24 protein-coding genes are annotated in these 26,524 nt (G+C 41.3%); 17 read left to right on the forward strand and 7 right to left on the reverse strand.

What is annotated here, in order from left to right; genetic code table 11:
* Positions 1 to 34 precede the first annotated feature (34 nt).
* From K358_RS0113230 to arsJ, 15 genes are all read left to right on the forward strand, one after another.
* Positions 35 to 706 (forward strand): ABC transporter ATP-binding protein, encoded by a 672-nt coding sequence (locus K358_RS0113230; RefSeq protein WP_027697268.1) that lies wholly within the window; start codon positions 35 to 37, stop codon positions 704 to 706.
* Positions 687 to 3,140, forward strand: a complete 2,454-nt coding sequence (locus K358_RS0113235) for an ABC transporter permease (protein ID WP_027697269.1) — start codon at positions 687 to 689, stop codon at positions 3,138 to 3,140. The genes K358_RS0113230 and K358_RS0113235 overlap by 20 nt, the downstream gene beginning before the upstream one ends.
* Positions 3,140 to 4,264, forward strand: coding sequence for a lipocalin-like domain-containing protein (locus K358_RS0113240; protein ID WP_156888736.1), 1,125 nt, complete (start codon positions 3,140 to 3,142; stop codon positions 4,262 to 4,264). Before K358_RS0113235 ends, K358_RS0113240 begins: the two co-directional genes overlap by 1 nt.
* 230 nt (positions 4,265 to 4,494) lie before the next feature.
* The gene (gene nhaA, locus K358_RS0113245; protein ID WP_027697271.1) at positions 4,495 to 5,664 is read left to right on the forward strand and encodes a Na+/H+ antiporter NhaA; all 1,170 of its coding nucleotides are present in this window, start codon (positions 4,495 to 4,497) and stop codon (positions 5,662 to 5,664) included.
* Between the two features lie 436 nt (positions 5,665 to 6,100).
* Positions 6,101 to 6,730 (forward strand): TetR family transcriptional repressor PsrA, encoded by a 630-nt coding sequence (psrA, locus tag K358_RS0113250; protein WP_027697272.1) that lies wholly within the window; start codon positions 6,101 to 6,103, stop codon positions 6,728 to 6,730.
* A 109-nt stretch (positions 6,731 to 6,839) separates the two neighbouring features.
* Positions 6,840 to 9,137 (forward strand): acyl-CoA dehydrogenase, encoded by a 2,298-nt coding sequence (locus tag K358_RS0113255; RefSeq protein ID WP_027697273.1) that lies wholly within the window; start codon positions 6,840 to 6,842, stop codon positions 9,135 to 9,137.
* Between the two features lie 204 nt (positions 9,138 to 9,341).
* Complete coding sequence (fabV, locus tag K358_RS0113260; protein ID WP_027697274.1) at positions 9,342 to 10,544, forward strand: enoyl-ACP reductase FabV; 1,203 nt, start codon at positions 9,342 to 9,344, stop codon at positions 10,542 to 10,544.
* A gap of 186 nt (positions 10,545 to 10,730) precedes the next feature.
* On the forward strand, positions 10,731 to 11,228 hold the full coding sequence (locus K358_RS0113265) for a P-loop nucleotide/nucleoside kinase family protein (protein ID WP_027697275.1): 498 nt from the start codon (positions 10,731 to 10,733) through the stop codon (positions 11,226 to 11,228).
* Between the two features lie 2 nt (positions 11,229 to 11,230).
* Positions 11,231 to 11,695 carry a methyltransferase family protein gene (locus tag K358_RS0113270; RefSeq protein WP_027697276.1) on the forward strand — a complete coding sequence of 155 codons (465 nt, stop codon included), beginning with the start codon at positions 11,231 to 11,233 and terminating at the stop codon, positions 11,693 to 11,695.
* Between the two features lie 214 nt (positions 11,696 to 11,909).
* On the forward strand, positions 11,910 to 12,233 hold the full coding sequence (locus K358_RS0113275; RefSeq protein WP_027697277.1) for a metalloregulator ArsR/SmtB family transcription factor: 324 nt from the start codon (positions 11,910 to 11,912) through the stop codon (positions 12,231 to 12,233).
* 102 nt (positions 12,234 to 12,335) lie between these two features.
* Positions 12,336 to 13,394 (forward strand): ACR3 family arsenite efflux transporter, encoded by a 1,059-nt coding sequence (gene arsB, locus K358_RS0113280; protein WP_027697278.1) that lies wholly within the window; start codon positions 12,336 to 12,338, stop codon positions 13,392 to 13,394.
* Positions 13,395 to 13,590: 196 nt separating this feature from the next.
* Positions 13,591 to 13,932 (forward strand): metalloregulator ArsR/SmtB family transcription factor, encoded by a 342-nt coding sequence (locus K358_RS0113285; protein ID WP_027697279.1) that lies wholly within the window; start codon positions 13,591 to 13,593, stop codon positions 13,930 to 13,932.
* 11 nt (positions 13,933 to 13,943) lie between these two features.
* Positions 13,944 to 14,945: an ArsJ-associated glyceraldehyde-3-phosphate dehydrogenase gene (locus K358_RS0113290; protein ID WP_027697280.1), complete on the forward strand. Its 1,002-nt coding sequence runs from the start codon at positions 13,944 to 13,946 to the stop codon at positions 14,943 to 14,945.
* A gap of 13 nt (positions 14,946 to 14,958) precedes the next feature.
* The gene (locus tag K358_RS0113295) at positions 14,959 to 15,462 is read left to right on the forward strand and encodes a cyclin-dependent kinase inhibitor 3 family protein (RefSeq protein ID WP_027697281.1); all 504 of its coding nucleotides are present in this window, start codon (positions 14,959 to 14,961) and stop codon (positions 15,460 to 15,462) included.
* Positions 15,463 to 15,549: 87 nt separating this feature from the next.
* A complete protein-coding gene (gene arsJ, locus K358_RS0113300; protein ID WP_038150167.1) occupies positions 15,550 to 16,782 on the forward strand; it encodes an organoarsenical effux MFS transporter ArsJ in 1,233 nt (410 codons plus the stop codon).
* Positions 16,783 to 16,953: 171 nt separating this feature from the next.
* Here the strand turns inward: arsJ and K358_RS0113305 are convergent, their stop codons facing one another.
* Positions 16,954 to 18,192 (reverse strand): DEAD/DEAH box helicase, encoded by a 1,239-nt coding sequence (locus K358_RS0113305; RefSeq protein ID WP_027697283.1) that lies wholly within the window; start codon positions 18,190 to 18,192, stop codon positions 16,954 to 16,956.
* 150 nt (positions 18,193 to 18,342) lie between these two features.
* On the opposite strand from K358_RS0113305, the gene K358_RS19360 reads away from it, so the two are divergent.
* Positions 18,343 to 18,513 (forward strand): hypothetical protein, encoded by a 171-nt coding sequence (locus K358_RS19360; RefSeq protein WP_169716299.1) that lies wholly within the window; start codon positions 18,343 to 18,345, stop codon positions 18,511 to 18,513.
* A 39-nt stretch (positions 18,514 to 18,552) separates the two neighbouring features.
* Here K358_RS19360 and K358_RS0113315 read toward each other — a convergent pair whose 3' ends face one another.
* From K358_RS0113315 to K358_RS0113340, 6 genes are all read right to left on the reverse strand, one after another.
* The gene (locus K358_RS0113315) at positions 18,553 to 20,235 is read right to left on the reverse strand and encodes an aspartate:alanine antiporter (RefSeq protein WP_027697284.1); all 1,683 of its coding nucleotides are present in this window, start codon (positions 20,233 to 20,235) and stop codon (positions 18,553 to 18,555) included.
* Between the two features lie 325 nt (positions 20,236 to 20,560).
* Positions 20,561 to 20,827, reverse strand: coding sequence for a GrxA family glutaredoxin (locus tag K358_RS0113320; RefSeq protein ID WP_027697285.1), 267 nt, complete (start codon positions 20,825 to 20,827; stop codon positions 20,561 to 20,563).
* Between the two features lie 104 nt (positions 20,828 to 20,931).
* Entirely contained in the window at positions 20,932 to 21,786 is an 855-nt protein-coding gene (locus K358_RS0113325; RefSeq protein WP_027697286.1) for a MurR/RpiR family transcriptional regulator, read from the reverse strand.
* 307 nt (positions 21,787 to 22,093) lie between these two features.
* A complete protein-coding gene (panP, locus tag K358_RS0113330; protein WP_027697287.1) occupies positions 22,094 to 23,743 on the reverse strand; it encodes a pyridoxal-dependent aspartate 1-decarboxylase PanP in 1,650 nt (549 codons plus the stop codon).
* Positions 23,744 to 23,867: 124 nt separating this feature from the next.
* Positions 23,868 to 24,389 carry a hypothetical protein gene (locus K358_RS0113335; protein WP_027697288.1) on the reverse strand — a complete coding sequence of 174 codons (522 nt, stop codon included), beginning with the start codon at positions 24,387 to 24,389 and terminating at the stop codon, positions 23,868 to 23,870.
* Between the two features lie 131 nt (positions 24,390 to 24,520).
* Positions 24,521 to 25,426 carry a LysO family transporter gene (locus K358_RS0113340; protein ID WP_027697289.1) on the reverse strand — a complete coding sequence of 302 codons (906 nt, stop codon included), beginning with the start codon at positions 25,424 to 25,426 and terminating at the stop codon, positions 24,521 to 24,523.
* Between the two features lie 441 nt (positions 25,427 to 25,867).
* Between K358_RS0113340 and K358_RS0113350 the strand changes: the two genes are divergently transcribed.
* Entirely contained in the window at positions 25,868 to 26,461 is a 594-nt protein-coding gene (locus K358_RS0113350; RefSeq protein WP_027697290.1) for a TfoX/Sxy family DNA transformation protein, read from the forward strand.
* The last annotated feature ends 63 nt before the right edge of the window (positions 26,462 to 26,524 follow it).

The following is a 26,524-nucleotide window of genomic DNA, read 5'->3' on the forward strand; positions in this document are numbered from 1 at the left end:
TTCTTTCTTATTATTGGTCGCAGGTGCAAGTTTAATGCTTTATCTTAAAAATCTTTGTAAAGGCTATATTGATGGGGGCGTATTTAACCCCGTTTTACAAGGTGCTGAGTTATCATTAGGCCGTGGAGCCCAGCTGGCATTAATGGGAGAAAGTGGTTCAGGGAAAAGTACATTATTGAATATGATTGCAGGGTTAGATACTTGCGATTCTGGTGAAATAATATGTTCTGACTTCCCTATGCACGATGCGCCGGATAGGCAAAAAAATGCTTTTCGTCGAAATAATATTGGCCTTATCTTCCAACAGTTTAACTTACTCACTACATTGAATATTGCCGATAACATTCGCTTTTGCCGTCAATTGAAAGGCTTACCTGAAGACCAAAATCTCTGGCGTCAAATTCTATCCTCACTTGACTTAATGCCATTGCTTGGCCGTTATCCTGAAGAAGTATCTGGTGGGCAGCAACAGCGTGCCGCGATTGCACGTGCATTGTATATGGAGCCGTCTATTTTGTTGGCGGATGAGCCAACCGGTAGTCTAGATGAGAAAAATGCCGAAGCGGTGATGCGTCTTTTAACAAGCCTGTCGAGTAAGATGAGTTGCACCTTATTGCTAGTAACACATAGTGAGAAGGTGGCGGCGCACTTAGAAGGCTGTGTTCGATTACAAGGAGGCGTGTTGAATGTTGTGGCCCGTAGCTAAAGCTCTACTTGGCCATTATCGTCGCCATCCATTTCAAATTCTTCTCGTATGGTTAGGTTTAACTCTAGGCATATCTTTGTTCGTCGGTGTTTTAGCGGTTAATTACCATGCCAAGCAGAGTTATGCTAATGGTGAAAGGCTATTTTCAAATCCTCTCCCATATCGAATTCAGCCGAAATTAGCGGGCAATAAGATCCCTCAAGGTTTTTATATTCAATTAAGACGCAATGGTTTCCATCAATGCGCACCTTTTGATACCTATCGAGTTGTGACGGATGATGGCATGCAACTCAATATTGTGGGTTTTGATCCGGTGACTATGCTGTCATTTCAGCAGAATCAAAGTCTCGGCTCTTCCGATATGCTTGAGCTGATGCGTCCTCCATATCCTATTTTGATCAGTTCCCAATTGTCCAACTACTTAGATGTGGTTGATAATGATTTTATTACCTTAAAATCAGGTGAAAAAATTGGGCCGATAAAGGTGGATACTCAAGGTCGGATTTCGGGCTCAAGACTCGTGGCAGATATGTCTTTGCTTCGAAAGCTTAACCGTAGTTCCGGCTTTGATATGATTGCTTGTGCAGCAATGGATCCGGCTAAATTAGAAAAATTACGTAACTATCTACCTGATGGAATTTCTCTGCACCGTAATACCCGCGTTGAGCTAGGCTCGCTTACCAAAGCGTTTCATATGAATTTAACCGCGATGGGAATGCTGTCCTTCCTTGTAGGTTTATTTATTTTCTATCAAGCAATGTCACTTTCTTTTATCCAGCGTCAACCTCTAGTAGGTATTTTACGTTTAACAGGTGTGTCTGGTTGGCAGTTAACCAAAGCATTGTTGTTAGAAATTATGGCTTGGATTTTAATTGGTTGGTTGAGCGGTACTGTACTTGGATTGGCTTTGGCGAACAGACTGATGCCTTCGGTTTCAGCAAGTTTGAGTGATTTATATAATGCCGATGTTGGCCTATCCATTAAATGGGATTGGGAGTGGATTCAATACAGCTTATTAATGTCTATCTTTGGTTGTCTATTGTCTTGTTTCTGGCCGCTTGTCCGTTTAGTACGCTCTCAACCTATTCGTCTGGCTTCTCGTGTGTCTTTAGTTCGCTTTGCTGGTCGTGAGTTTGGCTTACAAGCATTTGTGGCTTGTGTGTGTACTGTGGCTGCGGTGGCTTTGTACCAATCCCCAACCAATCAAGAAGAAGGCTTTACGCTTATCGCGCTAATGCTAGTGAGTGTTGGCCTAGTGATGCCATATTGTTTATGGAAGTTATTTACCAGTTTTTCTTTCACCATGCCGTGGGTCAAAGTGCGTTGGTTCTTTGCTGATATGGCAGCCAGTATGAGCTACCGCGGTGTTGCAGCTATGGCGTTTATGCTGGCGTTAGCCACTAATATTGGCGTGGTCACTATGGTCAATAGCTTTAAAGAGACGACAGATAAATGGTTGGTACAACGACTATCTGCGGATTTGTATATTACACCGACAATTTCTTCTGCTGCGAGAATGAGCCATTGGCTTGAAGCGCAACCTGAAGTGAAAAGTGTTTGGTGGCGCTGGGAGAAATCACTTCAAACCAATACTGAAACCATTCAAGTTGTGAGTTCAGGTGAGACGGAAGGTGAGCGTAAATCATTAACGGTGAAGTTGGCTGTACCACAATTTTGGTATCACTTACATCATGACAGAGGGATTATGGTCAGTGAGTCGATGTCGCTTAAACATAAAATTCATCCGGGTGATATTATTAACTTACCAGAGCCTTTAGGTGGTAATTGGCCTGTTTTAGGGGTTTATTATGATTACGGAAATCCATATAACCAAGTGATTATTTCGGAAAACAAATGGTCAAGTACCTTCCAAGATGAGGGAGATGTGGCTTTAGGGGTCGTGTTGAATGATCAAGCTGATCCTAGTGACTTAATACAGCGGATGGAAAAAACCTATAGTCTGTCTCCGGAAAGAATCTATAACAATAATGCTATGCATACTAAGGCGATGATTGCGTTTGATCAAACCTTTAAGGTAGCGGATACACTAGGAAAAATTACTTTATTTATTGCGGTATTTGGCTTGTTTGTTTCAACCGTTGCGGGTGAAGTGTCAAGGCAAAAGCAACTTGCTTTACTGCGTTGTTTAGGTGTGTCCGGTAGGGAGTTGGTTATTTTAGGGGCGCTGCAGTTGCTTGCGATAGGGCTATTTACCGCTTTCATTGCTTTACCTCTTGGTATCTTAGTGGCTCAATTAATGGTGGATGTTGTTCTTAAGAATGCTTTTGGTTGGACGATGCAAATCACTTTATTGCCTGAACAATATATTTCTACTTTTGTTTGGTCACTTTCGAGTTTGTTTTTTGCTGGGGCATGGCCGGTTTGGCACATGGTTAAATCGACACCAATGAAGTTGTTGAGGGACTCATTATAATGAAGACCAAACGATACCAATGGATGTTTAAGGCCACTGTGATGACGCTTGCTTTCTTGCTGTTATCAGGTTTGCTTGTCCCTCACTTTGTCAAAGAATTAGTGGCCAAAGAAATAGACCAGCTTCATCTTCAAGCTGAACCGAAAGAAGGTAATCAAGCGGTATATGACCCTGTTTTACCAGATTATACGATTAAATACGGCAAAGACTTTGCAGAACACGATGGCTTTCATAATGAAGTTTGGCACTACAGAGCCAACTTGAAAGGTGATGATGGTCTAGACTATGGCGTGCAGTGGACGGTTTATCGTGTTGCGAACGGTGATCATAAAGGCGTGGGTTGGAGAAATGCACAAATCTATACTGCGCAGGTAGTTGTCTCGACTTCCAAGCACTCATGGTTACAGCAGCGTATTGCTCGTGGTGGTATTGGACAGGCCGGGGTGATGATGTACCCATTCAGATTATGGATCGATGATTGGAGTTGGGTTTCGAATAATAACTTTGCTATCGCAAGCCAGTTGAATGTTAAAACCGACGACTTCCAAGTCTCACTACAAAATGCAGCTTATGGACCTTTTGTTTTAAATGGTGATAAGGGCTATAAAAAAACGCACGATCTAATGTCGACCGCGTCTTATTCGTTCAGTGCGCCTTTTATCAAAACTAAAGGGCATTTGATTCTGAATGGTAAAGAGGTAAAAGTTTCAGGTACGGCATGGTTAGATAAGGAGTGGGGTAACCATCTTGTCGCTAATCGTTCATTGCGCTGGGATACTTTTAATATTCATTTATCTGATGGGCGAGTTTTGTCTTTGACTCAATATCATAATCCACAGAATATGCGTTATATTTCTGGCTCATTATCGAGTAAGAATGGCTCTACTGTTAAGATTAAAGATAATGAGGTGAAAATCTATCCAATTGAAAAACAACAGTTATTAAATGGAAGGCTACTACCTTTACGTTGGGTAATAGAGTTGCCAGAGTACCAAATAAGTCTAATTACCCAGTCACTAAATAGAGAGTTATGGTTACCGTTCTGGATTCCATCATGGGAAGGACCTATTGAGGTTACGGGAAGTCATAAAGGGGTAGGATTTATGCAATTGACGGGTTATTAATGGTAATAATTTTGCCGTTCATAATTCTTTTCGTATGAGAGTTTACGCACAAAAAGTAAGTCATTTATATTGTTGACTTTATTTTATATAACTGTGGATTGTGTGAAAATTATTGATTCGGAAAAACCGAGTATTAGTATCTAAAGAATCGATTTTTATAGTTCAAATAATCCAGATACTATCGCAAAATGTTTTGTCAGATGACTCAATGCTAGATTAAGGAAAAGGTTATGCGCGATAAAGTAGTTAATTTTTTTAAGATGGAATCAGCAAGTGGCATCATTCTCGTGATTGCAGCTGTTATTGCAATGCTGATTGCCAACTCATCATACGGTTCTCTATACCAAGATACCCTTCATACATACATTTTAGGTATGTCAGCATCACATTGGATCAATGATGGTCTAATGGCGGTTTTCTTCTTACTTATTGGTTTGGAAGTAAAACGCGAATTACTGGTAGGAGCATTGCGTTCTAAAGAAACGGCTATGTTCCCAGCGATCGCTGCAATTGGCGGTATGCTTGCACCAGCTTTGATTTACCTTGTATTTAACTACAGCGATCCTGTCGCGGTTGGTGGTTGGGCGATCCCTGCTGCAACGGATATTGCATTTGCATTAGGTATCATGGCTTTGCTAGGTCCACGTGTTCCAGTGAGCTTAAAAGTATTCTTACTTGCTTTAGCAATCATTGATGACTTAGGTGTGGTCGTTATAATCGCGCTATTCTACTCGAGTGATCTATCAAGCCTTGCTTTACTGGTTGGCTTTATTGCGACTGCTGTTTTGTTCTACATGAATATGAAAAATGTCACCAAAACACGTTGGTACTTGATCGTAGGTTTCATCTTGTGGGTGAGCGTATTGAAGTCAGGTGTTCACGCAACGCTTGCAGGTGTACTGATTGGTTTTGCGATTCCGCTAAAAGGTGAAGAAGGCGGTAAGTCTCCGTTAGAGTCACTAGAGCATGCATTGCATCCTTATGTGAACTTCTTTATTTTGCCACTCTTTGCTTTTGCAAATGCGGGTATTTCTCTAGCAGGCGTGTCACTAGCAGGCTTGTCATCAACGGTACCGATGGGTATTGCTTTAGGTCTACTACTAGGTAAACCTCTAGGGGTGTTTGCCTTTAGCTGGGTATCAGTGAAAGCAGGTTTAGCCAAGTTGCCGGAAGGGATTAACTTTAAGCAGATATTTGCGGTTTCAGTACTGTGTGGTATCGGTTTCACCATGTCGATCTTTATTTCGTCACTGGCCTTTACTAATGTCGATGCCGCATTTGATACCTATGCACGCCTTGGTATCTTAATCGGCTCAACCACTGCAGCTATTTTAGGTTACGTGTTATTACATTGCTTCTTACCTAAGCAAGCGGCTGAGCAGATTGCTACGGAAAAGTAAGCTAACTTAATGATATAGAACCTAAGTCAATTGGGTATAAAGAAGAGGTCACTTCAAGGAGTGGCCTTTTTTACGTCTGTAGGAAAGCGAGGGGGTAACGTTGAGGTAGACAAAAAAAAGCCCAAATCAACTTGAAATGGGCTAAAAACAATATAGGAGTTGTATATGAAAAAATTGCAGTTAGGTGTAGAAAATCTTGTTGAATAAACTCAGAAAGCTTTCCAGCTCATTTCCACTTGCTACGTAATATAGGACTGAGCTAATTGCATTCAGTTCAATATTTTTTCAAAAAAAAACGAAATTATTCATAACATATTGAATTTACTATTTTATTAAATTTCATGGTGAACTATGTTTCGCATTTGTGATCGTTGCCGCTTGTTCCGTTGACCTATCCTGATAATATTCAAACAGGTGTTTAATACGAGTGATTAAAATGACGGCAAAGAATAAAACAAAAGCAAAAATCATGGATATTGCAGAAGCATTGTTTGCTGAGCACGGATTTAATGATACGTCATTACGTACGATCACCACCAAAGCTAATGTAAACCTAGCGTCGGTTAACTACCATTTTGGTGATAAAAAAACTTTGGTGAGAGCGGTACTTAACCGCTACCTAGAAGCATTTATGCCTGAGTTGGAAAGAAGCTTAACAGAGCTTAACCAACGTGATGATTACACTATGACGGATGTGTTTAATACCTTAACGCACCCAGTATTGTCTCTAGATAACCTCCGTCCAAATGGCGCAAGTCGTTTTATGTTGCTGATTGGCCGTGGCTATACCGATGTACAAGGGCACCTGCGTTGGTTCATTACGACGCAATACAGCAGTGTGCTTAGCTTATTTACTGACTCGGTAAAAAAAGCTAACCCAGCATTAGATGCTGAAACTCTATTTTGGCGACTACACTTCACTTTAGGTACCTGTGTATTCACCATGTCATCAAGTAAAGCACTCGCAGAAATCGCTTATAACTCTTATGGAAAGAAAGTTGATTCCGATGTGTTTATTCAACAGTTAATCCCATTTTTAGCGGCAGGGGTTGCCGCTAAAGCCTAGATTTTTAAACCTAGTTCTTAAGCATAAACGCAGAAGAACAGTTTTTAAAATTGAACTCGAACATAACAAAAACAACTAAACTAATAACGTGGACAAAAAGGAATAGATTATGAGCTCGCTAAGACAAAAATGGATCAGTGACCCAGCGTTTAAATGGTTTAAACAAGTATTACCACCGCTTTCTAATACTGAAAAAGAAGCGATGGAAGCGGGTAGTGTCTGGTGGGATGGTCAGCTTTTCTCTGGCACACCAGATTGGCAAACATTGCATAATTACCCTAAGCCAACGTTGACAGAAGAAGAGCAATCTTTCATTGATAATCAAGTTGAAACATTACTTGCGATGCTTGATGACTACAAAGTGGTACAAGAAGACCGTGATCTTCCAAAAGAAGTGTGGGACTACATCCGCAAAGAGAAGTTCTTCGCCCTGATCATTGATAAAGCTTATGGCGGCTTGAATTTCTCCGCTCACGCTAACTCAACAATTGTAACCAAAATTGCTACTCGCAGTATTAGTGCCGCTGTAACCGTAATGGTTCCTAACTCTTTAGGTCCGGGTGAGCTGCTATCGCATTATGGTACTCAAGAACAAAAAGACTACTGGCTACCACGTTTATCTGACGGCACAGACATTCCATGTTTCGCTTTAACAGGCCCAGAAGCGGGCTCTGATGCAGGCGGCATTCCAGATAAAGGTGTGGTGTGTAAAGGCATGTATAATGGCGAAGAAGTTTTAGGTATTCGCCTGAGCTGGAATAAACGTTATATCACTCTTGCACCCGTTGCCACGGTACTTGGTCTCGCATTTAAGTTAGACGATCCTGACCACTTACTTGGTGATAAAGAAAATCTTGGCATTACCTGTGCGCTTATTCCGGCCGATCACGAAGGAGTAGAAATTGGCGAACGTCACGATCCATTAGGGCTAGCCTTTATGAATGGCCCTACTCGCGGTGAAGATATCTTCATTCCAATGGATTGGCTAATTGGTGGTGCGGATTACGCAGGTAAAGGCTGGCGCATGCTGGTGGAATGTTTATCAGCAGGACGTGGTATTTCTCTACCGGCACTTGGTACTGCAATTGGTCATCTTACTAGCCGTACAACCGGCGCTTATGGTTATGTGCGTAAGCAATTTGGTATGTCGATTGGTAAGTTTGAAGGCGTTGCCGATGCCATGGCGCGTATCGGTGGTATGACGTACATGCTAGAAGCGGCGCGTACTTTAACCACGACGTCATTGGATATGGGGGAGAAGCCGGGGATTGTGACCGCGATTGCCAAATATCACATGACAGAAATGGGACGTACTATCTTAAATGATTCAATGGATATTCATTCTGGCCGAGCGATTCAAACTGGTCCAATGAACTACTTAGCGCATCATTACTATGGCGTACCGGTTGCGATCACCGTAGAAGGTGCGAACATCTTAACTCGTAACCTGATGATTTTCGGACAAGGTGCAACTCGTTGTCATCCATTTGTACTACCTGAAATGGAAGCGGCGGCAAATCCAGATGAAAAAGCCGGTGCAAAAGCGTTTGATGAGTTGTTATTCAAACACATGGGCTATGCCATTAAAAATAGCCTAGGGGCGTTTAGTATGGCATTGACGGGCTCTCGCTTTGCTAAATCTCATACCTCTGGTGCGACCAAGCAATACTACCGTGACATGACTCGTTTAAGTAAAGCATTAGCAGTGACGACAGACTTTGCCATGTTAACACTAGGTGGTGAGCTAAAACGTAAAGAGATGCTATCCGCGCGTCTTGGTGATGCATTGAGTTACTTATACTTAGGCTCAGCAGTGCTAAAACGTTATGAAGATGAAGGCTGTCAGCAAGACGATCTCGACTATGTTCATTACGCGATGAATCATTGTTTAAGCCAGGCTGCTAACGGTTTAGAAGAGGCTTTCCGTAATATTCCTAGTCGCATCGCAGGAAACCTTCTAAAAGTGTTGGTTTTTCCACTAGGTAATCGCTTTAAAGCACCGTCTGATAAGCAAAAAACCAAAGTAGCAGAAAGCTTAATGACACCGGGAGCACATCGTGAACGTTTAACGCACCTTTGCTACATTGGTGACGATGAAAATGACAGCGTTGGGCTTATCGAACGAGCGTTCATTGCAATGTACGGTGTGAGGCATCTAGAGCGTAAAATGATGAAAGCGGTCAAAGATGGCAAGCTAGCAAAAGTCGGTCCATTAAAAGATCGTTTGCAAGCGGCGGTTGAGCAAAAAATCTTAACTCAAGACGAAGCGGAACAAGTGATGAAAGCGGATGAGATTCGTTACCGTTCAATTCAAGTTGACCACTTTAGCCATGATTTCAGCGAAATTCGTACTCATGATGCAGAGAAAAAGGAGAAGTCGTCAAAAAAGCTTGATAGCGCGGCTTGATGTAAACGCGCGCATATCATACAAATTAGATGATTCTTGAGTATACTTAACGACAACGCCACAGCTACTGTGGCGTTTTTGCTTTGGTGGGGTAATGGCTAAACAGGTCTAACCACAAGTGTATAAAGCAAAAAAATGCAGAAATAAGATGCGAAACCTCGGATAAACTTTTATCCTACAGGGGTTTTTTAAAGGAAGCTGAATATGATCATCAAACCGAAAATCCGTGGATTTATCTGTACAACAACACACCCTGTGGGTTGTGAAGCAAACGTAAAAGAACAAATTGCCTACACAAAAGCTCAAGGCCCAATTGCTAACGCACCAAAGCGCGTACTAGTGGTTGGTTCTTCGAGTGGCTATGGCTTGTCATCTCGTATTGCAGCTGCATTTGGCGGTGGCGCATCAACAATCGGTGTGTTTTTCGAAAAGCCTGGCACAGAGAAAAAAACTGGCACAGCGGGTTGGTATAACTCAGCAGCTTTTGACAAGTTAGCGAAAGAAGAAGGCTTATACTCTAAAAGCCTAAATGGTGATGCTTTCTCAAATGAAGCAAAACAAAAAACGATTGACCTGATCAAAGCGGATCTAGGCCAAATCGATATGGTAGTTTACTCATTAGCATCACCAGTACGTAAAATGCCAGAAACCGGTGAAGTGATTCGTTCATCGCTTAAACCAATTGGCAAAACGTACACTGCAACCGCTGTTGATACCAATAAAGACGTTATTATTGAAGCCAGTATTGAGCCAGCAACAGAGCAGGAAATCAAAGATACTGTCACTGTAATGGGTGGCGAAGATTGGGAACTTTGGATGGCTGCGCTATCTGAAGCGGGTGTACTAGCAGAAGGTTGTAAAACGGTTGCCTACAGCTACATCGGTACTGAGCTAACATGGCCAATCTACTGGGATGGTGCGCTAGGCAAAGCAAAAATGGACCTAGACCGTGCAGCTGCAGCATTAAATGAAAAGCTAGCGGTTCTTAACGGTACTGCCAACGTTGCCGTATTGAAGAGTGTTGTCACTCAAGCAAGTTCTGCCATTCCAGTTATGCCTCTTTATATCGCAATGGTATTTAAGAAAATGCGTGAAGAAGGCGTACACGAAGGTTGTATGGAACAGATTCACCGCATGTTTACTCAACGTTTATACAAAGAAGATGGCAGTGCTCCACAAGTGGATGACAAAAACCGCCTTCGTCTAGATGATTTGGAACTACGTGAAGACATTCAACAGCATTGTCGTAATCTATGGCCTCAAGTAACCACTGAAAACTTGAAAGAGTTAACAGACTACGTAGAGTACAAAGAAGAGTTCTTGAAACTATTCGGTTTCGGTGTCGACGGTGTTGACTATGAAGCTGACGTAAACCCAGAAGTTAACTTCGATGTTCAAGATATTTAACTCTTCCATGTCGAAATGAACAAACAATAGAAATAAATGAAGCATAAGGCGCTCCTCGGGGCGTCTTTTTTTATTCTGGCTGAAACTCGCACCTTGAAGTTACTTGGGTCTATGTTTTAATGGTATAACTAACCTCAGCTAAGGTTAATTATCAAAGATAGCGTGGTTATTTGCGGGGTAAAGAACATGGAAAACGTAGCAACACTTTATTTTTATGCCGGCAAAATGGGCGCCGGTAAATCGACACATTCTCTACAGTTGGCTCAAGAGATTACAGCGGTTCACCTCAACGAAGATGAGTGGCTAACGGCGTTGTATCCTGATCAAATCAGTAATTTTGAAGAATACTTAAAGTTTGCTTCAAGAATAAAACCGCTACTCTCCAAACATATCCAACAAATACTCACCTCGGGAACGGATGTTGTTCTAGATTTCCCTGCCAATACTTATCAACAAAGAACATGGTTTAAGCAGTTATTTGAAAATGCTCACGCTAAGCATCAACTGATTTATATCGATGCCGATGATGAGGTTTGTCTGCAGCAAATTAAACATAGACGAATAGAGCAACCAGCCAGAGCGAGATTCGATACCGAAGCCATGTTCCACCACGTAACCCAATATTTCGAAGCGCCTCACCCCCAAGAAGGGTTTAATATTAAAACTATCCGTAAAGAAAACTAATTATGCAGTCATTAGAACTAAAAATAAAACCACCGATTGTCGCTGTCATTGCCATAATAATCATGTTTGGGCTCGACTACTGGCTACCCAATGACAAGCTAGGAGTAGGGCAATATCGTTTGGGAATGGCACTAGGTTTAATACTTATTGGTTTAATGCTTGCGATGACCGGCGTAAAAAAGTTCATTCAAGCAGAAACCACTATTCATCCCGATCTGAAACACGCCACTAATAAACTCGTCACTAATGGCATATATCGTATTTCACGAAATCCAATGTACCTCGGGATGCTACTTAATTTACTGGCGATTGCGGTATGGCTTAATAATTGGCTAACCATCGGTGTATGTATCGGTTTTGTTTGCTATATCACCCAATTTCAAATCAAGCCTGAAGAACGTTTCCTACAACAAAAGTTTGGTAAGCAATATACAGACTATTGTCAGAAAGTACGTCGATGGTTATAAAACAGTATAGTTACTTGGGTATATAACAATCTGCTGTCTAAATTTTGAGTGTAATGGCCAATTCTAATTGGTCACGATATAAGTACATCCGGCTAGCAACATAAGAATGATGGAAGTGAAGTAAAGCTCATTCTTTTTACCGTTCTACATGGCTTGACATTCGAATTTCCATATATATGATATTCCACATGTTTAGTTGATTGGTAAAGCACCTATGTTTGAACCTCTATATTTTTATAAAGCCCTTTCAGAAGAAACTCGCTTGAAGTCTTTGTTACTTATGCAAAGTAAAGGTGAGTTGTGCGTGTGTGATTTAATGAGCGCCCTTAATTTAAGCCAACCTAAAGTCTCTCGTCACCTTGCTGAGCTAAGAAAGCATAATCTGGTGATTGATGACCGTCGTGGTAAATGGGTGCATTACAGAGTTAACCCAGAACTACCTGAATGGGCTTTGCAAGTGCTAGAGCTTACATTAAGCAACAATCAACCAATGATTAAACAAGAATTACAAGTTATTGAAGCCGAAAAAGCCCAATAACGGCTTAGGCTCAATAAGCTAAGTCACTCACTCCCAAAGACAAAACAAACAAAAACTCACCGAAATAAAATCTTAGATAAATCTGCGTAGTAAGGATTTGAAATGACAAACGTAACGGCTTGTAGTGACGAAAGTGCTGCAAAGAAAATGAGCTTCCTCGATCGTTATTTAACGGTTTGGATTTTCCTCGCGATGGCGTTAGGTGTGGCTATCGGGTTTGTTTATCCTGAAGTCGCGCAGTGGAATGAAAGTATGTCGGTGGGCTCAACCAATATCCCATTGGCGATTGGCCTTATCTTAATGATGTACCCACCGCTAGCAAAAGTGGATTACAGCCTACTTGGTGAAGTCACTCGTGATAAAAAAGCCATTACTTTGTCATTAGTGATGAACTGGGTTGTCGGTCCAATCTTAATGTTTGCCTTAGCCATTATCTTTTTACGTGATTACCCAGGTTACATGGCAGGCTTGATCTTAATTGGTCTAGCACGTTGTATTGCGATGGTATTGGTATGGAATGATATTAGTGGCGGTAACAAAGAGTACGGCGCAACCTTGGTGGCATTAAACAGTGCTTTCCAAATCGTGACTTACAGCTTCATGGCTTGGTTATTCATCACGGTATTGCCTCCTTACTTTGGTTTAGAAAGCTTTGCTATTGATATCACGATTATGGATATTGCTGAAAGCGTATTGATCTACCTTGGTATTCCATTTTTAGCTGGTTACTTAAGCCGTAAAATCTTGGTCGCATCGAAGGGTGTGCAATGGTACAACGAAGTCTTTATTCCTCGAATTTCTCCAATCACTTTAGTTGCATTACTGGCGACTATCGTTCTGATGTTTAGCCTAAAAGGTGAAATGATTGTAGAACTGCCAATGGATGTATTACGCGTTGCAGTACCGCTGATCATCTATTTCTTAGTGATGTTCTTTGTGAGCTTTTATGTAGGTAAAAAACTGGGCATTCCTTACGACCGTAATGCTTCAATTGCCTTTACTTCTTCAGGTAACAACTTTGAATTAGCGATTGCCGTGGCGATTGCCGTATTTGGTATTAACTCAGACCAAGCCTTTGTTGGTGTAATCGGGCCTTTAGTTGAAGTACCGGTATTGATTGCGTTGGTCAATGTCGCATTGAGAATGAAGAAGAATTACTAAGCGATATCAGCCTCAGGACAATACGATTTATTAAACTAATGGGTCGTATTGTCCCAAACAAAAGAACGTTAGAAATACGTTTTAATTTTTACTTTCCAGATGAATTGCAATAAAAGTGAAATACAAAGAAGGCAAAATAATTCTTAATTTATTTTCATTGGTAATATATGGATATTCACATATACGGAGATTAGCAATGTTGCCGCATCAATTTTTTAAATTACTTTCAGACGAAACTCGTGTGAGATGTTTACTGATTATTGCTCGTGAAAAACAAGTGTGTGTAGGAGAATTAACGATCGCGCTTAATGAAAGCCAGCCGAAAATATCTCGCCATTTAGCGTTATTACGTTCAAGCGGAGTCGTGATTGATGTTCGCCAAAGTCAATGGGTTTTTTACCGATTGTCGAGCGAGTTACCTGGCTGGATGAGAAAACAAATTCAAGGGCTAACAGAATCTAACTGTTTAAAGAAAGCATACCAACAAGATATTTTGCGCTTATCTGAGATGGAATCACGTCCAGAGTGCTGTGTTTAGAGGAAAATAAGATGTCTATAAAAGTAGGAATAAATGGATTTGGTCGTATTGGACGCTTAGCGTTAAGAGCATCGTTTGATTGGCCTGAGATTGAATTTGTACAAATTAATGATGTAGCAGGGGATGCAGCAACACTTGCGCATTTATTAGAATTTGACTCTGTACAGGGCCGTTGGCACCATGAAGTGACTAGCGAAGGCAATACGATTGTTATCAATGGTAAGGCGATTCAAACGTCAAAAGAAAAAGCCATTGATGCGGTTGATTGGTCTGGCTGTGATGTCGTGATTGAAGCGACTGGCGTTCACCGTAAAACAGAATTTCTTAATCAATATTTAGCACAAGGTGTTAAACGTGTTGTGGTTTCAGCACCAGTAAAAGAAGAAGGTATTGCGAATATTGTTGTTGGTGTGAATGATCATATTTTTGATCCGGCAATTCATAAAATCGTAACCGCGGCTTCTTGTACCACTAACTGTATTGCGCCTGTGGTAAAAGTGATCCATGAAAAACTGGGCATCGCGCAATCTTCTTTCACTACGATTCATGATTTAACTAATACTCAAACTATTTTGGACGCGCCACATAAAGACCTTCGTCGTGCTCGCGCCTGTGGCATGAGTTTGATCCCAACCACGACTGGTTCTGCAAAAGCCATCGTTGAAATCTTCCCTGATTTAGCTGGAAAGATTGACGGCCATGCGGTGCGCGTTCCACTGGCTAACGCATCATTAACTGACATTATTTTTGATGTTGAGCGTGATACCACGGTTGAAGAAGTCAATCAGCTACTGAAACAAGCATCAGAAAATGAGCTTGAAGGTATTCTAGGTTTTGAAGCTCGTCCATTGGTTTCTATTGATTATAAAGGCGACCAACGTTCAACGATTGTTGATGCCTTGTCGACTATGGTTGTCGGCAAACGTATGGTGAAAATCTACGCTTGGTATGACAATGAAATGGGTTACGCAACACGTACTGCAGAATTAGTTCGTAAAGTCGGCCTAGCATAAGGAAAAGTTTGTTATGACACATCCCACATGGTTACTACCACTTGAAGTGGATAATGCAGGACTAGTATTAACACCTTGCCCAGGAACAAAAGGCGTTGAGCTTGCTGAGAGTATTACGCAGCTTAAATCTCAAGGGGTGAGCATTATCGTTACCGCTTTAAGTGTTAAAGAGATGCAAGAAGCTGGTGTTGAACAGTTACCGGAAGAAGTTGAAAAAGCCGGTCTGCAATGGTTTAACGCACCAATTGAAGATGATCGCGCACCAGATGAAGCCTTTCATGCTCGTTGGAAGCACCTTGCTCCTTCTTTGCATAAAGCGATAAATAACGGCGAAAAAGTCGCGCTTCATTGCATGGGTGGTTCGGGCCGTACTGGCTTATTAGCGGCTCACCTGCTATTAGAAAAAGATTGGGAATTACCTGAAATTATGTCTCAAGTTCAAGCATTAAGACCGGGCGCTTTTACCAAACAAATTCAAATTGACTATATCAATCAGTTTGCAAAATCTGTTGCCTAATTTAACGCTGGTTTGATCAATTAATTTTTAATAATTAATAAAACCAAAAGAGCTGCCTTCTTTGGGTGGCTCTTTTTTTTAAAGAGAATGATTATGCTGTCTCAAATTAATCAAAATATCCGTCAGTACATGCTGGTTACCTTTAATTACTGGAACTTCACCATTACCGATGGCGCATTGCGCATGTTGGTTGTGTTGTATTTCTATGATTTAGGCTATTCCACATTAGAGATTGCTTCTTTATTTTTGTTTTATGAATTCTTTGGTGTGGTCACGAACCTAATCGGTGGTTGGTTAGGGGCAAGGCTGGGCTTAAACCGAACCATGAATATAGGGCTAGGCATGCAGATAGTCGCCTTAGCCATGTTGGCGGTGCCGAGTGTGTGGTTAACCATTCCTTGGGTGATGGCCGCGCAAGCCTTATCGGGTATTGCCAAAGACTTGAACAAAATGAGCGCCAAAAGTTCGATCAAGACCTTAGTGCCTAAAAATGCGCAAGGGGCGCTGTATAAGTGGATCGCCATTCTCACTGGCTCTAAAAATGCCCTAAAAGGTGTCGGTTTCTTCATCGGTGGTGCCTTACTGTCTTTAATTGGTTTCCAATATGCTGTTGCAGCGATGGCGGGTGTGTTGCTTTTAGTCTTTATCATGAGTTTAATTTTTTTAAAAGCTGATTTAGGCAAAGCCAAAACTAAACCTACGTTTTCGGAGATTTTTTCCAAATCTAGCAGCGTGAATGTGCTGTCTGCGGCACGCATGTTTTTATTTGGTGCGCGTGATGTTTGGTTCGTTATCGCACTGCCGATTTACTTAGGAAGCGTGTTTGGCTGGGATCATAGTTCGGTAGGGGGCTTTCTTGCATTATGGGTGATAGGTTATGGCTTGGTTCAAGGTTTTGCACCTAAAATAACCGGAGCAAAATCAGGCCAAGTTCCAGATGGTAAATCTGCCATTGCATGGGCCTTTGTCCTTTCCGCGATAACAGGCGTGATTGCTTATAGCGTACAAATGCAATGGAATCCTGAACTGGTTATTGTAATTGGTTTGATGATATTTGGCGCAGTATTCGCCGTAAACTCATCACTGCATTCTTACCTGATTGTTAGCTATGCCAAAGGCGACGGCGTTTCATTAGACGTTGGTTTCTACTACATGGCCAATGCGATGGGACGTTTAATCGGTACTATCTTATCTGGCTGGGTATTCCAAACCTGGGGATTTGCGGCTTGCTTGTGGGTGTCATTCACTTTCTTAGCGTTAACGACTCTCATTTCATTTTGGTTGCCGAGTCGAACTAACCAAAAACTCGCACAACAATAATGTTATCAATCGGAATCTAAAAATGTCTAGGTAGAATAGCCTCATCGACTTAAATAACAGGAATGCGGTAGCTTTACCAATGGCTTGGATTCTTAGGTTATGTGTTTGCGATACATTTCAATTTAATCGGTGAGGTTCAAGGGAGGTTGCCTTGAACCTTACCAACAATCTTTAACCGCGCTTTGGCTTTCCTTTAAACTCTTTGATACTACGCTTCTGCGCGCTGCGACGATTCGCTTGTTTATCACGTTCAGGACGTTTTGCTGCCCCAGAACTGGGTTTGTCAGTGACAGGAAAACCTGCCAAATTATCGAGAGGTAGTGCGCGTTTGGTTAGCTTACGTATTGCGTCTAATGCCAATCTTTCCGCATGGCATACCAAAGATATTGCCAACCCAGTGTGACCAGCACGAGCGGTACGCCCAACTCGATGGACATAAACGGGGGCACTTTCAGGGAGGTCAAAGTTAATGACCACTGGTAGCGCATCAATATGAATGCCGCGAGCAAGTAGGTCGGTCGCAATGAGCACTTGGATGTTTTGTTGTTTAAAGTCAGTGAGATTTTGTTCGCGTGTTATTTGGTCTTTATTTCCATGTAAGGCGGCGGCTTTAACGCCAGCTTTAATCAGTTTTTTAGCTAAAGCATCGGCATTGTCTTTGGCGCTAATAAAAACCAGAACTTGTTGGTTGGAATGTTGAGCCAGTAATGCCCGTAGTGCTTTGGTTTTACTGCCTTTATTTACTAGATATAGTTGCTCATCAATATGGTCGACGATGCTATTTTCTGTATTAGACTGAATTTTCTTGGCATTTGGCATGATGGAATGCATTTTTTGCGCTAATTCATCGGCTAGGGTAGCTGAGAAACACAGCGTTTGGCGCGAGCTAGGCATAAAATTAATGATGCTTTGAAGGTCTTTCCAAAATCCCATATCAATTAAACGATCGGCTTCATCTAATACCAAGTGTTGGATTGCGGATAAGTCGAGTTTGTTTTCTTTGATAAGCGCCAATAACCGGCCTGGTGTCGCGATAATTAATGCAGGACTTTCGGCGAGTTGCTGTAATTGTTGTTCAATATCTACGCCGCCAAATAGGCTTGCTACTTTAATGTCTATGCTTTGAGTGAGTGGTTGTAGGCTGTGGCTTATTTGTCGTGCGAGCTCACGAGTTGGCACAATGATTACTGTGTGAACTTTACAGCTGTTTTTAGGTTCTGCTGCAATCATAGAGAGTAGTGGTAGGCCAAATGCGTATGTTTTGCCACTGCCAGTTTGCGCTAGAGCGAGTACATCGGTGTGGTTTAAAATTTCTGGGATCACTTGTTGCTGAATAGGGCTAGGAGTGACAACGGAATCGGGTAATGCTTTGATCAGTGAGGAATTGAGTTTGAGTTCGTTAAAAGTCATGAAGATCTGCCTGCCAAAAATATGCGCAGAGTGTAGCACACAAGGGCGCTAGGAGTGGGAATAGACAAAGCTCGTGTTTTATAACGCTTAACTTGACCTGAAGTAGACTTGAGGTTTTATGCTTTCCAAAATTCATTAAGGAAAGCCAAGATGCAAACGGACTATGTAAAAATATTAGCGCAAAAAACCTATCAGGAAAAACCAGTTAAAACGCTGCATACCTTTAAAAGGCAAAAGTTTCATGCGATGAGCTTTTTTATGGGAGTAGCAACATCATTGTTATTGTATGGCTATAGATGTTGGAAAGCCGCCATCGTTTAGTTTCGATAGCGGCTTTATATTTGACGGTTAACGTAGAGGTTAACTTAATATAATGATTAAGGTACCGGCGAGCGTCATTAAGATATTGGCAATGGCGTAAGTCCCCGCATAACCAAGTGCAGGAATAGTCGATTTCGCGTAATCGTTAACAACATCCATTGCTGGAGCACAGGTTCTTGCTCCGATGATTGCACCAAATAATAATGCACGGTTCATCTTCAATACATGAGCTCCAAATAAGTAGGCCGCCACAACCGGAAGTACGCTAATAAGGAAGCTAACCCCAACAATTTTGAAGCCCATTTGGCCTAAATATTCGAGCATATTTGAACCAGCACTTAGGCCAATTCCCACCATGAAGACCATTAAACCGAGATCTTTTATCATATTCAATGCACCTTGAGGCACATAACCAAAAGTCGGGTGGTTCGCTCTCAAGTAACCTAGGGTGATGCCTGAAATAAGTAAGCCTACCGCATTACCTAGTCCGAAAGTCACTTGGCCAAATGTCATGGTGATCAAGCCAAACAATAAACCAATGATAAAGAAGCTACAGAAGGCCAGTAAGTCGGCAATTTGACTATGAATTGAGATAAAACCAATTCGTTCAGCTAAGCCAAGTACGCGGCTCTTTTCGCCACTGACCTGTAAAATATCACCTTTAGCTAGCACGATATTCAAGTCCATTGGCATTTCAATTTGTGCACGAACAACACGGTTTAAGAAACAGCCGTATTCTGCAATATTAAGGTCAGATAGCTTTTTACCGGCAATACTGTCACTTTTTACCACGATTTCTTCTTCGGCAATGCGAAGGTCAAGCAAGTTGCGGTCGAAAACTTCTTTACCGTTACGGAAGCTAGGATCAAGGCGAGCGTGACTATCCGGGTAACCGACTAAAGCAATCTCATCGCCGAGTTGTAATATAGCGTCACCATCTGGGTGGGCGAGGATACCATTACGACGAATACGTTCGATGTAGCAACCAGTTTGGCGGTAAATGCCTAGCTCACGTAGGTTCTTACCTCCAGTCCAATCGATCAGTTCTTGTCCAACACGGTAAGCACGAATAATCGGTAAGTAGACTTTACGTTGGCCTGCACCACCAAGACCGCGCTCTTGAGCAATACGCTGTGCTGAATCACTGAGATTTTCTTTTTGCAGTTTAGGCAACAACTTGGCAAACATGATCATGCTGGTTAAGCCAATCAAATAAGATAATGCATAACCAACCGATAGGTTATCTAAAACCGTGGATAGCTGCATATTATCGGGAATGGTACCTAGTCCTGAGTTTAATGCGTCTTGTGCTCCTACCAAAATCGGTGTTGCGGTCATTGAACCCGCCATGATACCGGCGGTTAAGCCAAAATCGAGGCCAAAGAAGTGTCCTAAACCGTAAGTCAGTGTCGTAGCGGAGATCAGCACAATTAAGCTTAAAAAGAAGTAGTGCTTACCATCGCGGAAAAAGATACCGAAAAAGTTAGGCCCAGCTTCGATGCCGACACAATAGATAAACAGCATAAAACCGATGGTTAGCGCCTCGGCATTAAATACAAAGCCGAGATTTCCCATGAATAGAGCGGTAAGCAACACACCAATGGAATTGCCAAGTTGAAAGTTTCCGAAACGGATTTTACCAATAGATAAACCGATCGCTAATACGACAAACAAGAGTAGTATAGGATTTTGGTTTAAAAGTGCAGCAACGTCTATATTCACGGTATTTCTCAAGTGAAATTAAAGTATAACAAAGAATAGGTGAGTTATTCGAGATATCACATCTTTGTGCATCGTTTAATCAAATAACAGTATAAATTTAATGCGAAGTGTATCGGATAAATGAGTAATTAATAAGAGGTAATGTGGAGTTTTAATATTAAATTTTACATTATTGCCAAATAGTTAATGTATGGTTGATTTTGTGGTGTGGTTTTCTGTGTGGCAATAAAAAAATGGTCAGAAAGTTCTGACCATTTTATCGGGGGGAAGCTTCTTTTTACGCTTGCATTTTCAAGCCATAAAGAACTTCTTAGCTAGCGAGAAATTATTCGCTGTATAAACCTAGGTTTGCTTTTGCATAAGCTTCAAATTCTGTAAATCCACCTACGTGATCTTGGTCTACAAAAATTTGAGGAACGGTTTCAACTGGTTTACCAACGGTTTTTTCTAAGTCAGCTTTACTGATGCCTTCTGCATGAATATCAACATAGCGGTAGTTGAAGTCATCACGCTCTTCTTTTAACTTTTCCGCTAGCTCTTTTGCTCGTACACAAAACGGGCAAGCGGGACGACCAAAAATAACTACAAACATGGTTTATCTCCTTCCAATTCGTTATGTGGCTCACTATGCCCTAAGATAATTCGTTTTTAAAGTTCAGATTAAGAGTTAAAAGTAATTAAGTATGTTGGATTAGCCTAAAATGGACTTGTTTTATCGTAACGAGAATCTTTTAGTACATCTTTTACTCGTTTTAGATTTTCTCTAAAGCCTGATCCTCGACGTAAAGTAAAACCAGTCGCGAGTACATCAATTACTACCATTTGAACTACACGGCTTGCCATTGGCATATATACGTCGGTGTCTTCTGGTACATCGAGAGTAATCGCTAGATCGCACACTTGCTCCAAAGGTGAATCTTTGGCGGTAATGGCAATCACGGTTGCGCCATTTTCTCTGGCGAGTTGAGCGGTTTCTACTTGGCTTTTTGTTCGTCCGGTATGCGAGATCAAAACCACGACGTCATTTTCTGTCGAGTTAATGCAGCTCATTCGTTGCATTACCACATCATCGAAATTCATGATTGGAATATTGAATCGAATGAATTTGTTCTGCGCGTCTTTTGCCACCGCAGAGGAGGCGCCCAAACCAAAGAATGAAATACGCTTCGCTTGCGTAAGTAAGTCGACCGCACGGTTAATTTGAAAAGGATCGAGGCTGTTTTTTGCAACATCCAAACAAGCCATGGTGGATTCAAAGATTTTATGAGTATAAGCGTCAGGGCCGTCAGATTCTTCTACATTACGGTTTACATAAGGTGTGCCGTTGGCCAAGCTTTGGGCTAAATGTAGTTTGAAGTCAGGGAATCCCTTAGTATCTAAGCGGCGGCAGAATCGATTGACGGTTGGCTCACTCACGTCGGCAATTTTGGCTAAGGTCGCAATACTGGAATGAATCGCCGTTTGTGGGGCTTCGATGATGACTTCTGCGACTTTTCTTTCAGATTTGCTGAAAATATCTAGGTTCTTTTGAATTTTTTCTAATGTATTCATATTGTTCTCGAAAATGCTGAGACTCAAAGCCTGATTTGATTACATGCGCATAATGGATAGTAATGCGCGGATAAATACTCGAGTCCATGAGTACATATACCCAAATGATTTGGGTATAGTCAGTATAACCAAGCTGAGGGGGATTCATGTATTTGGTGGGGATTTTTATAGTGATAACATGACAAACTTCAAATTAAGTTACAGTTTTGTAAGTTTTATACTCAAAATTATCTCTCAATAATGATGATATTGGTCGCTGAGTTTCTACTTTTAGAAAGAAATTTACAGAATGTTTGTCTGGATTGTCTTAAACATTCTGAAAAATTTTGGCTGTAAGTTGGTTAATTTGTGGCAAGACTATTGAGCTCGTTTGAGCAATTTGTCGCTGTTCTTCGATAACTGAATGAAGAATGTCATTGGTGGTGAGTGGGTTTGCGAGCACCACGCGGAATACACTGGTTTCCATACGATCCCACTGCACTGGCGTTAAACGAGTTCGGGAGACAAAGGAAATACCATTTTCACGTTGTTTCTTTTGAATAAACTGCGTCAGTTCATTGAGTAATTGGTGCAATTGTTGGCGCTCTTCAGTCGATGCGACTAATAAGGCTTTTCGCGTGTCTTGCGGCACATAGCGGTAGGTTAATAAACATAGTTCAGGTTCAGAAATTAGCTCGAAGTCATTTTGCTGTTTGACTAAGTTGGCAAAATAATGCGCTTTATCAATACTTTGGTCAATTAATAGTTCATAACCTGGGCGGCTGATAATGTGCATGCTGGAATACACGAGCATCGCCATGCCGGAACGAGAACCTTCTAATGTGTGTGAGCCGAGATCTTTTGAACCTTTACGCAGAATATATTCAGCATGGTGTTCTACCGCTTTCATTGCTTCTGGATCTTTAAATAACACCATTCCTGCACCCATCGGGATATACAGCTGTTTGTGGGCATCTATCGTCACAGAGTCTGCGCGTTCAATACCTTTTAATAATGAACGATGATTATTCGACATTAATGTCGCGCCACCCCAAGCTGCATCCACATGGAAGTGGCAATTTTCTCGTTGTGCAATATCGGCGATGGTATCTAAAGGATCAATGTTGCCCGTTTCAGTTGTACCCGCCACACCAATAATCGCGAATGGTTTGATTTTTTTATCTTTAAGTTGCTTGATGGTCTCTTCGAGTGCCGCCGGGCAAATACGGTTATGTTCATCGGCTTTGACTGGAACAAGGTTTGACTGGCCGATACCGAGTACATCCGTGGCTTTTTTCAGAGAGTAATGGCCACGTTCAGATACTAATACCGCCATTCCTTGATAACCATAATGCATCATGGCATTAAATAGGCCTTCTTTTTCTACCCCAGGAAAATCGCCATCAGCTTTTAATGCATTGTTACGCGCAACCCATAATGCAGTGATGTTAGCTATAGTGCCACCAGAACAAAATGCGCCGAGTGAATGTACCGCACTATGCATCCATTCTTGATAAAAGCTCTCAGATTGCCCGTAAATTAAACGGTGTAACATGCCAAGCACCTGGCGCTCTAAAGGCGTGAATGCTTTGGATGTTTCAATTTTTACTAGGTTTTGATTCAGTGCAATCATGATTTTAGACAACGGCATTAAAAAGTAAGGCAATGCAGAAGTCATATGACCAATAAAGCTTGGTGCTGAGGTATGTACCGAATGGGAGACTAGGGTATCAAGAAGATGCTGAGTATGCTCTGAAACAAAGGTCGGAAACTCAGGGATTACAGCATCTGAAAAATCTTTTTCAATTTCTGATAAGGGTTTTTCTTCCACGACAATATGCTCTCTTAAGAATTCATTTAGATTCTGAGAAAGTTTTTGTTCGATGTTACCCAATGTTGAATCGGGAGCCTCTGGTACAGTAAAAATGCGCAGCAAGCTCTCAAAATTGACATCTACAATTTTGTCGTTAGATCCCATAACCCGTTTTCTTATAGAGTTTACGTTGATTTGAGAGAAATAATTTATCGTAATAAATCAATAAAGTCTCGTTCAAATGTAGGTAGTTTGTGTGTGGCCGTGCCCGAGGCTACATTATATGTAGTTACTTACACTCAATGGCGTTAGTTTTAGCAATCGATTGATTGTATTTGTCTAATGCAGGTTTGATATTGCTAGGGTGGCTCAACAGGTCAGCAAAAGCAGAGCGTAATTCATAGTTTTTTTCATTCGGTGCCGATTGGCGGTCATCAAATGTTGTTTTAGCAATTTTGCCTAGTTCATCATCACGTTGTGATAAGGTTTTTACATCGGCTTGAGAAAGCTTCAGCCACGATTCAACTTGCTCATCCGTGGCGATTTTTTGGGGCTCAGAAGTCAGATAAAAATCCACTGCAGCACGATTCAATTCAAAATGATGGGTTCTGCCTTGTAAAAACCAATCACCGACATCTTTTAAATCAGGGTTCGACTCTGTGGTAATCGACACAAGATCTTGGTACCAAGTTAAAGATGCATCAATATACGCATCGTATTTATCGGTTAAGCATTGGGTATTGTTATCTGTAGCGGCAAACACTGAACTGCTTAGAGATAGTAATAAAAGGGCGATAGCAGGTTTTTTCATTTTCTTTCCTTGAGTAAGGCGTTAAAAGCCTTTTTATTATAGCGTTGACCCGTTTCTAGGTCAGTGTCTTATATCACTATTCCCTTCATTCTTGAAGTTGTAGCACGAATAATACATAACCGTAGTTGAGGTTACCCCCCTAAAGATACAAAAAACAGCATCAATATAGGAACGAGTAAGCTGAGAATAAAGCCGCTGACGATGGCAATAGGGACACATTTTACACCACCAGTACTTTGTATAACAGGCAAGGTAAAGTCCATGGCGGTGGCGCCTGCATAACCAATACTGGTACAAGGGTAGCGACGAATAAACATCGGTATGGCAATTAAGGCAACTAACTCACGCAGTAATTCCAACATAAAAGAAGCGCCACCATAAACGGGGCCGTAAGCATCTCCCATTAAAATACCCGCAAGTGAATACCAACCAAACCCAGATGCCATAGCGAGACCGTTGGTCATAGGTATATCCAATATATACGATGCAATTATACCACCGATCCATGAAGTCCCGACAATAATACAAGCGATGATCATACCGCGTTTATTTAAAATAATTTGTCTGAGCGTGAGACCACTATTTCTTAATTGAATACCAATGAAAAAGAGTAACAGCAATAAAATGCCTTCGCTGATTTCATTAATGTATGGAACCTGAAAAGGAAGGAGTAGACCTAATAATAAGCCAGCACCAACGACTAAAATGAGTTTGGCGGATTCTAATGCCATCATGTAAACCGGCAATGGGGCGGCTTTCGATTGGGCTTCGACTGGCATCCATTTATCAACCAAGGGTAGCGCTGCCAGGTTGCAAGCACCAATCGCGATAAAAAAGGTGAAGGTGAAAAGTACAATAGTTTGCAAATTACTGCCGAGGTTATCTAACGCCGACAGACTTAAACCCATAAAAAAGAGAATAACGTAGATCAGATAAGAAACGGCTTGATTGATTCTGTGGTGCCAAGTTTCGTTACCAAGGGTAATGAAGTAACCCACGACTAATGGCAGGAAAATCATAAATACACCTGAATACATAAGCACCCCAAATGAAAAGTGAGAGAGTAAAGGTCAATTGCGCGATCATCTTAATGATTTTGAGAATGAAAATCATCTACTTAAGCTGAGAACGGATTTATTTTTTATGGTGAATTAAGTTTGTTGGGCATTTTATGAACCCTGTAATTTTTGTGGTGATATTTGCATGTTGAATTTAACTTTACATTTCCATAACACTGCAAAAATAACAATGCGAGTAGGCTCTCATTTTTCAAGGAGTTTTCATAGTTAGGTGTGAGCTATGCACTTACTTAATTTTTATCATAAAGTATCATTTATGTTAGAGCGTGTTCATAAAAACATGGTTAATAGAGTCGATGTTTTTAAGTCTGCTCGCAAAAAATATGGAAGTTATAAAAATATGTCTTATTGACGCTTGTGTATTGATCGGGGGGTTAAACATAAGTATGGAGGTTACACATGGGCAGCAATATGGAACGTTCCTTTTTTGAATACGTAGCTAAGTTTGGCTCATTTCAAAAGCGTTCAATGTTTGGAGGAATTGGATTATTTAGTGAAGATGCAATGTATGCGTTAATTTCTGATGGAACTATTTTTATTCGTGGCGGCAGTGGTCTTGATAAAACCTTGGAAGAGAAGGGTTGTAAAAGATATAAACACGTAAAGAAACAAACGGTGGCAACGGTAAATTATTTTGATGTGACGAAGTTATATACAGAAGGTGATGAGTCACTCGATAGCATCATTCAATTATCGATTGAATACTCCAAGCAAGAAAGGGCATTTCAAAAATCAGCAGACAGTCGTAGGTTGCGTGATTTACCTAATATGCAACTCACACTAGAGCGAATGGTGAAAAAAGCAGGTGTACCAGATGTAAATACATTTTTACAGATGGGGCCGGAAGATGTCTTTAGGAAGGTAAAAGAAGCGTATGGTGGCGATGTCGATATACGTTTGTTGTGGAAATTTGCCGGAGCAGTAGACGGTTGTCATTGGAAACTTATTCAAGAGCCTAGAAAGCAGCAACTTTTATCCAGCGTGCACCACTAAGTTACACTTAAACTATTAAAGAAAAGCCTCGCATGTTGTGCGAGGCTTTGTTGTGTTTGCTGT

This window comes from Vibrio litoralis DSM 17657 (genome assembly GCF_000426765.1).
In the GTDB taxonomy this organism is placed as follows: Bacteria; Pseudomonadota; Gammaproteobacteria; order Enterobacterales; family Vibrionaceae; genus Vibrio; species Vibrio litoralis.

Bases quoted from the DNA above. Each gene is read 5' to 3' on its own strand.
- K358_RS0113230 (WP_027697268.1), top strand. From the start codon at position 35: ATGCTTTATCTTAAAAATCTTTGTAAAGGCTATATTGATGGGGGCGTA.
- K358_RS0113235 (WP_027697269.1), top strand. From the start codon at position 687: ATGTTGTGGCCCGTAGCTAAAGCTCTACTTGGCCATTATCGTCGCCAT.
- K358_RS0113240 (WP_156888736.1), top strand. From the start codon at position 3,140: ATGAAGACCAAACGATACCAATGGATGTTTAAGGCCACTGTGATGACG.
- nhaA (WP_027697271.1), top strand. From the start codon at position 4,495: ATGCGCGATAAAGTAGTTAATTTTTTTAAGATGGAATCAGCAAGTGGC.
- psrA (WP_027697272.1), top strand. From the start codon at position 6,101: ATGACGGCAAAGAATAAAACAAAAGCAAAAATCATGGATATTGCAGAA.
- K358_RS0113255 (WP_027697273.1), top strand. From the start codon at position 6,840: ATGAGCTCGCTAAGACAAAAATGGATCAGTGACCCAGCGTTTAAATGG.
- fabV (WP_027697274.1), top strand. From the start codon at position 9,342: ATGATCATCAAACCGAAAATCCGTGGATTTATCTGTACAACAACACAC.
- K358_RS0113265 (WP_027697275.1), top strand. From the start codon at position 10,731: ATGGAAAACGTAGCAACACTTTATTTTTATGCCGGCAAAATGGGCGCC.
- K358_RS0113270 (WP_027697276.1), top strand. From the start codon at position 11,231: ATGCAGTCATTAGAACTAAAAATAAAACCACCGATTGTCGCTGTCATT.
- K358_RS0113275 (WP_027697277.1), top strand. From the start codon at position 11,910: ATGTTTGAACCTCTATATTTTTATAAAGCCCTTTCAGAAGAAACTCGC.
- arsB (WP_027697278.1), top strand. From the start codon at position 12,336: ATGACAAACGTAACGGCTTGTAGTGACGAAAGTGCTGCAAAGAAAATG.
- K358_RS0113285 (WP_027697279.1), top strand. From the start codon at position 13,591: ATGTTGCCGCATCAATTTTTTAAATTACTTTCAGACGAAACTCGTGTG.
- K358_RS0113290 (WP_027697280.1), top strand. From the start codon at position 13,944: ATGTCTATAAAAGTAGGAATAAATGGATTTGGTCGTATTGGACGCTTA.
- K358_RS0113295 (WP_027697281.1), top strand. From the start codon at position 14,959: ATGACACATCCCACATGGTTACTACCACTTGAAGTGGATAATGCAGGA.
- arsJ (WP_038150167.1), top strand. From the start codon at position 15,550: ATGATTATGCTGTCTCAAATTAATCAAAATATCCGTCAGTACATGCTG.
- K358_RS0113305 (WP_027697283.1), bottom strand. From the start codon at position 18,192: ATGACTTTTAACGAACTCAAACTCAATTCCTCACTGATCAAAGCATTA.
- K358_RS19360 (WP_169716299.1), top strand. From the start codon at position 18,343: ATGCAAACGGACTATGTAAAAATATTAGCGCAAAAAACCTATCAGGAA.
- K358_RS0113320 (WP_027697285.1), bottom strand. From the start codon at position 20,827: ATGTTTGTAGTTATTTTTGGTCGTCCCGCTTGCCCGTTTTGTGTACGA.
- K358_RS0113325 (WP_027697286.1), bottom strand. From the start codon at position 21,786: ATGAATACATTAGAAAAAATTCAAAAGAACCTAGATATTTTCAGCAAA.
- panP (WP_027697287.1), bottom strand. From the start codon at position 23,743: ATGGGATCTAACGACAAAATTGTAGATGTCAATTTTGAGAGCTTGCTG.
- K358_RS0113335 (WP_027697288.1), bottom strand. From the start codon at position 24,389: ATGAAAAAACCTGCTATCGCCCTTTTATTACTATCTCTAAGCAGTTCA.
- K358_RS0113340 (WP_027697289.1), bottom strand. From the start codon at position 25,426: ATGTATTCAGGTGTATTTATGATTTTCCTGCCATTAGTCGTGGGTTAC.
- K358_RS0113350 (WP_027697290.1), top strand. From the start codon at position 25,868: ATGGGCAGCAATATGGAACGTTCCTTTTTTGAATACGTAGCTAAGTTT.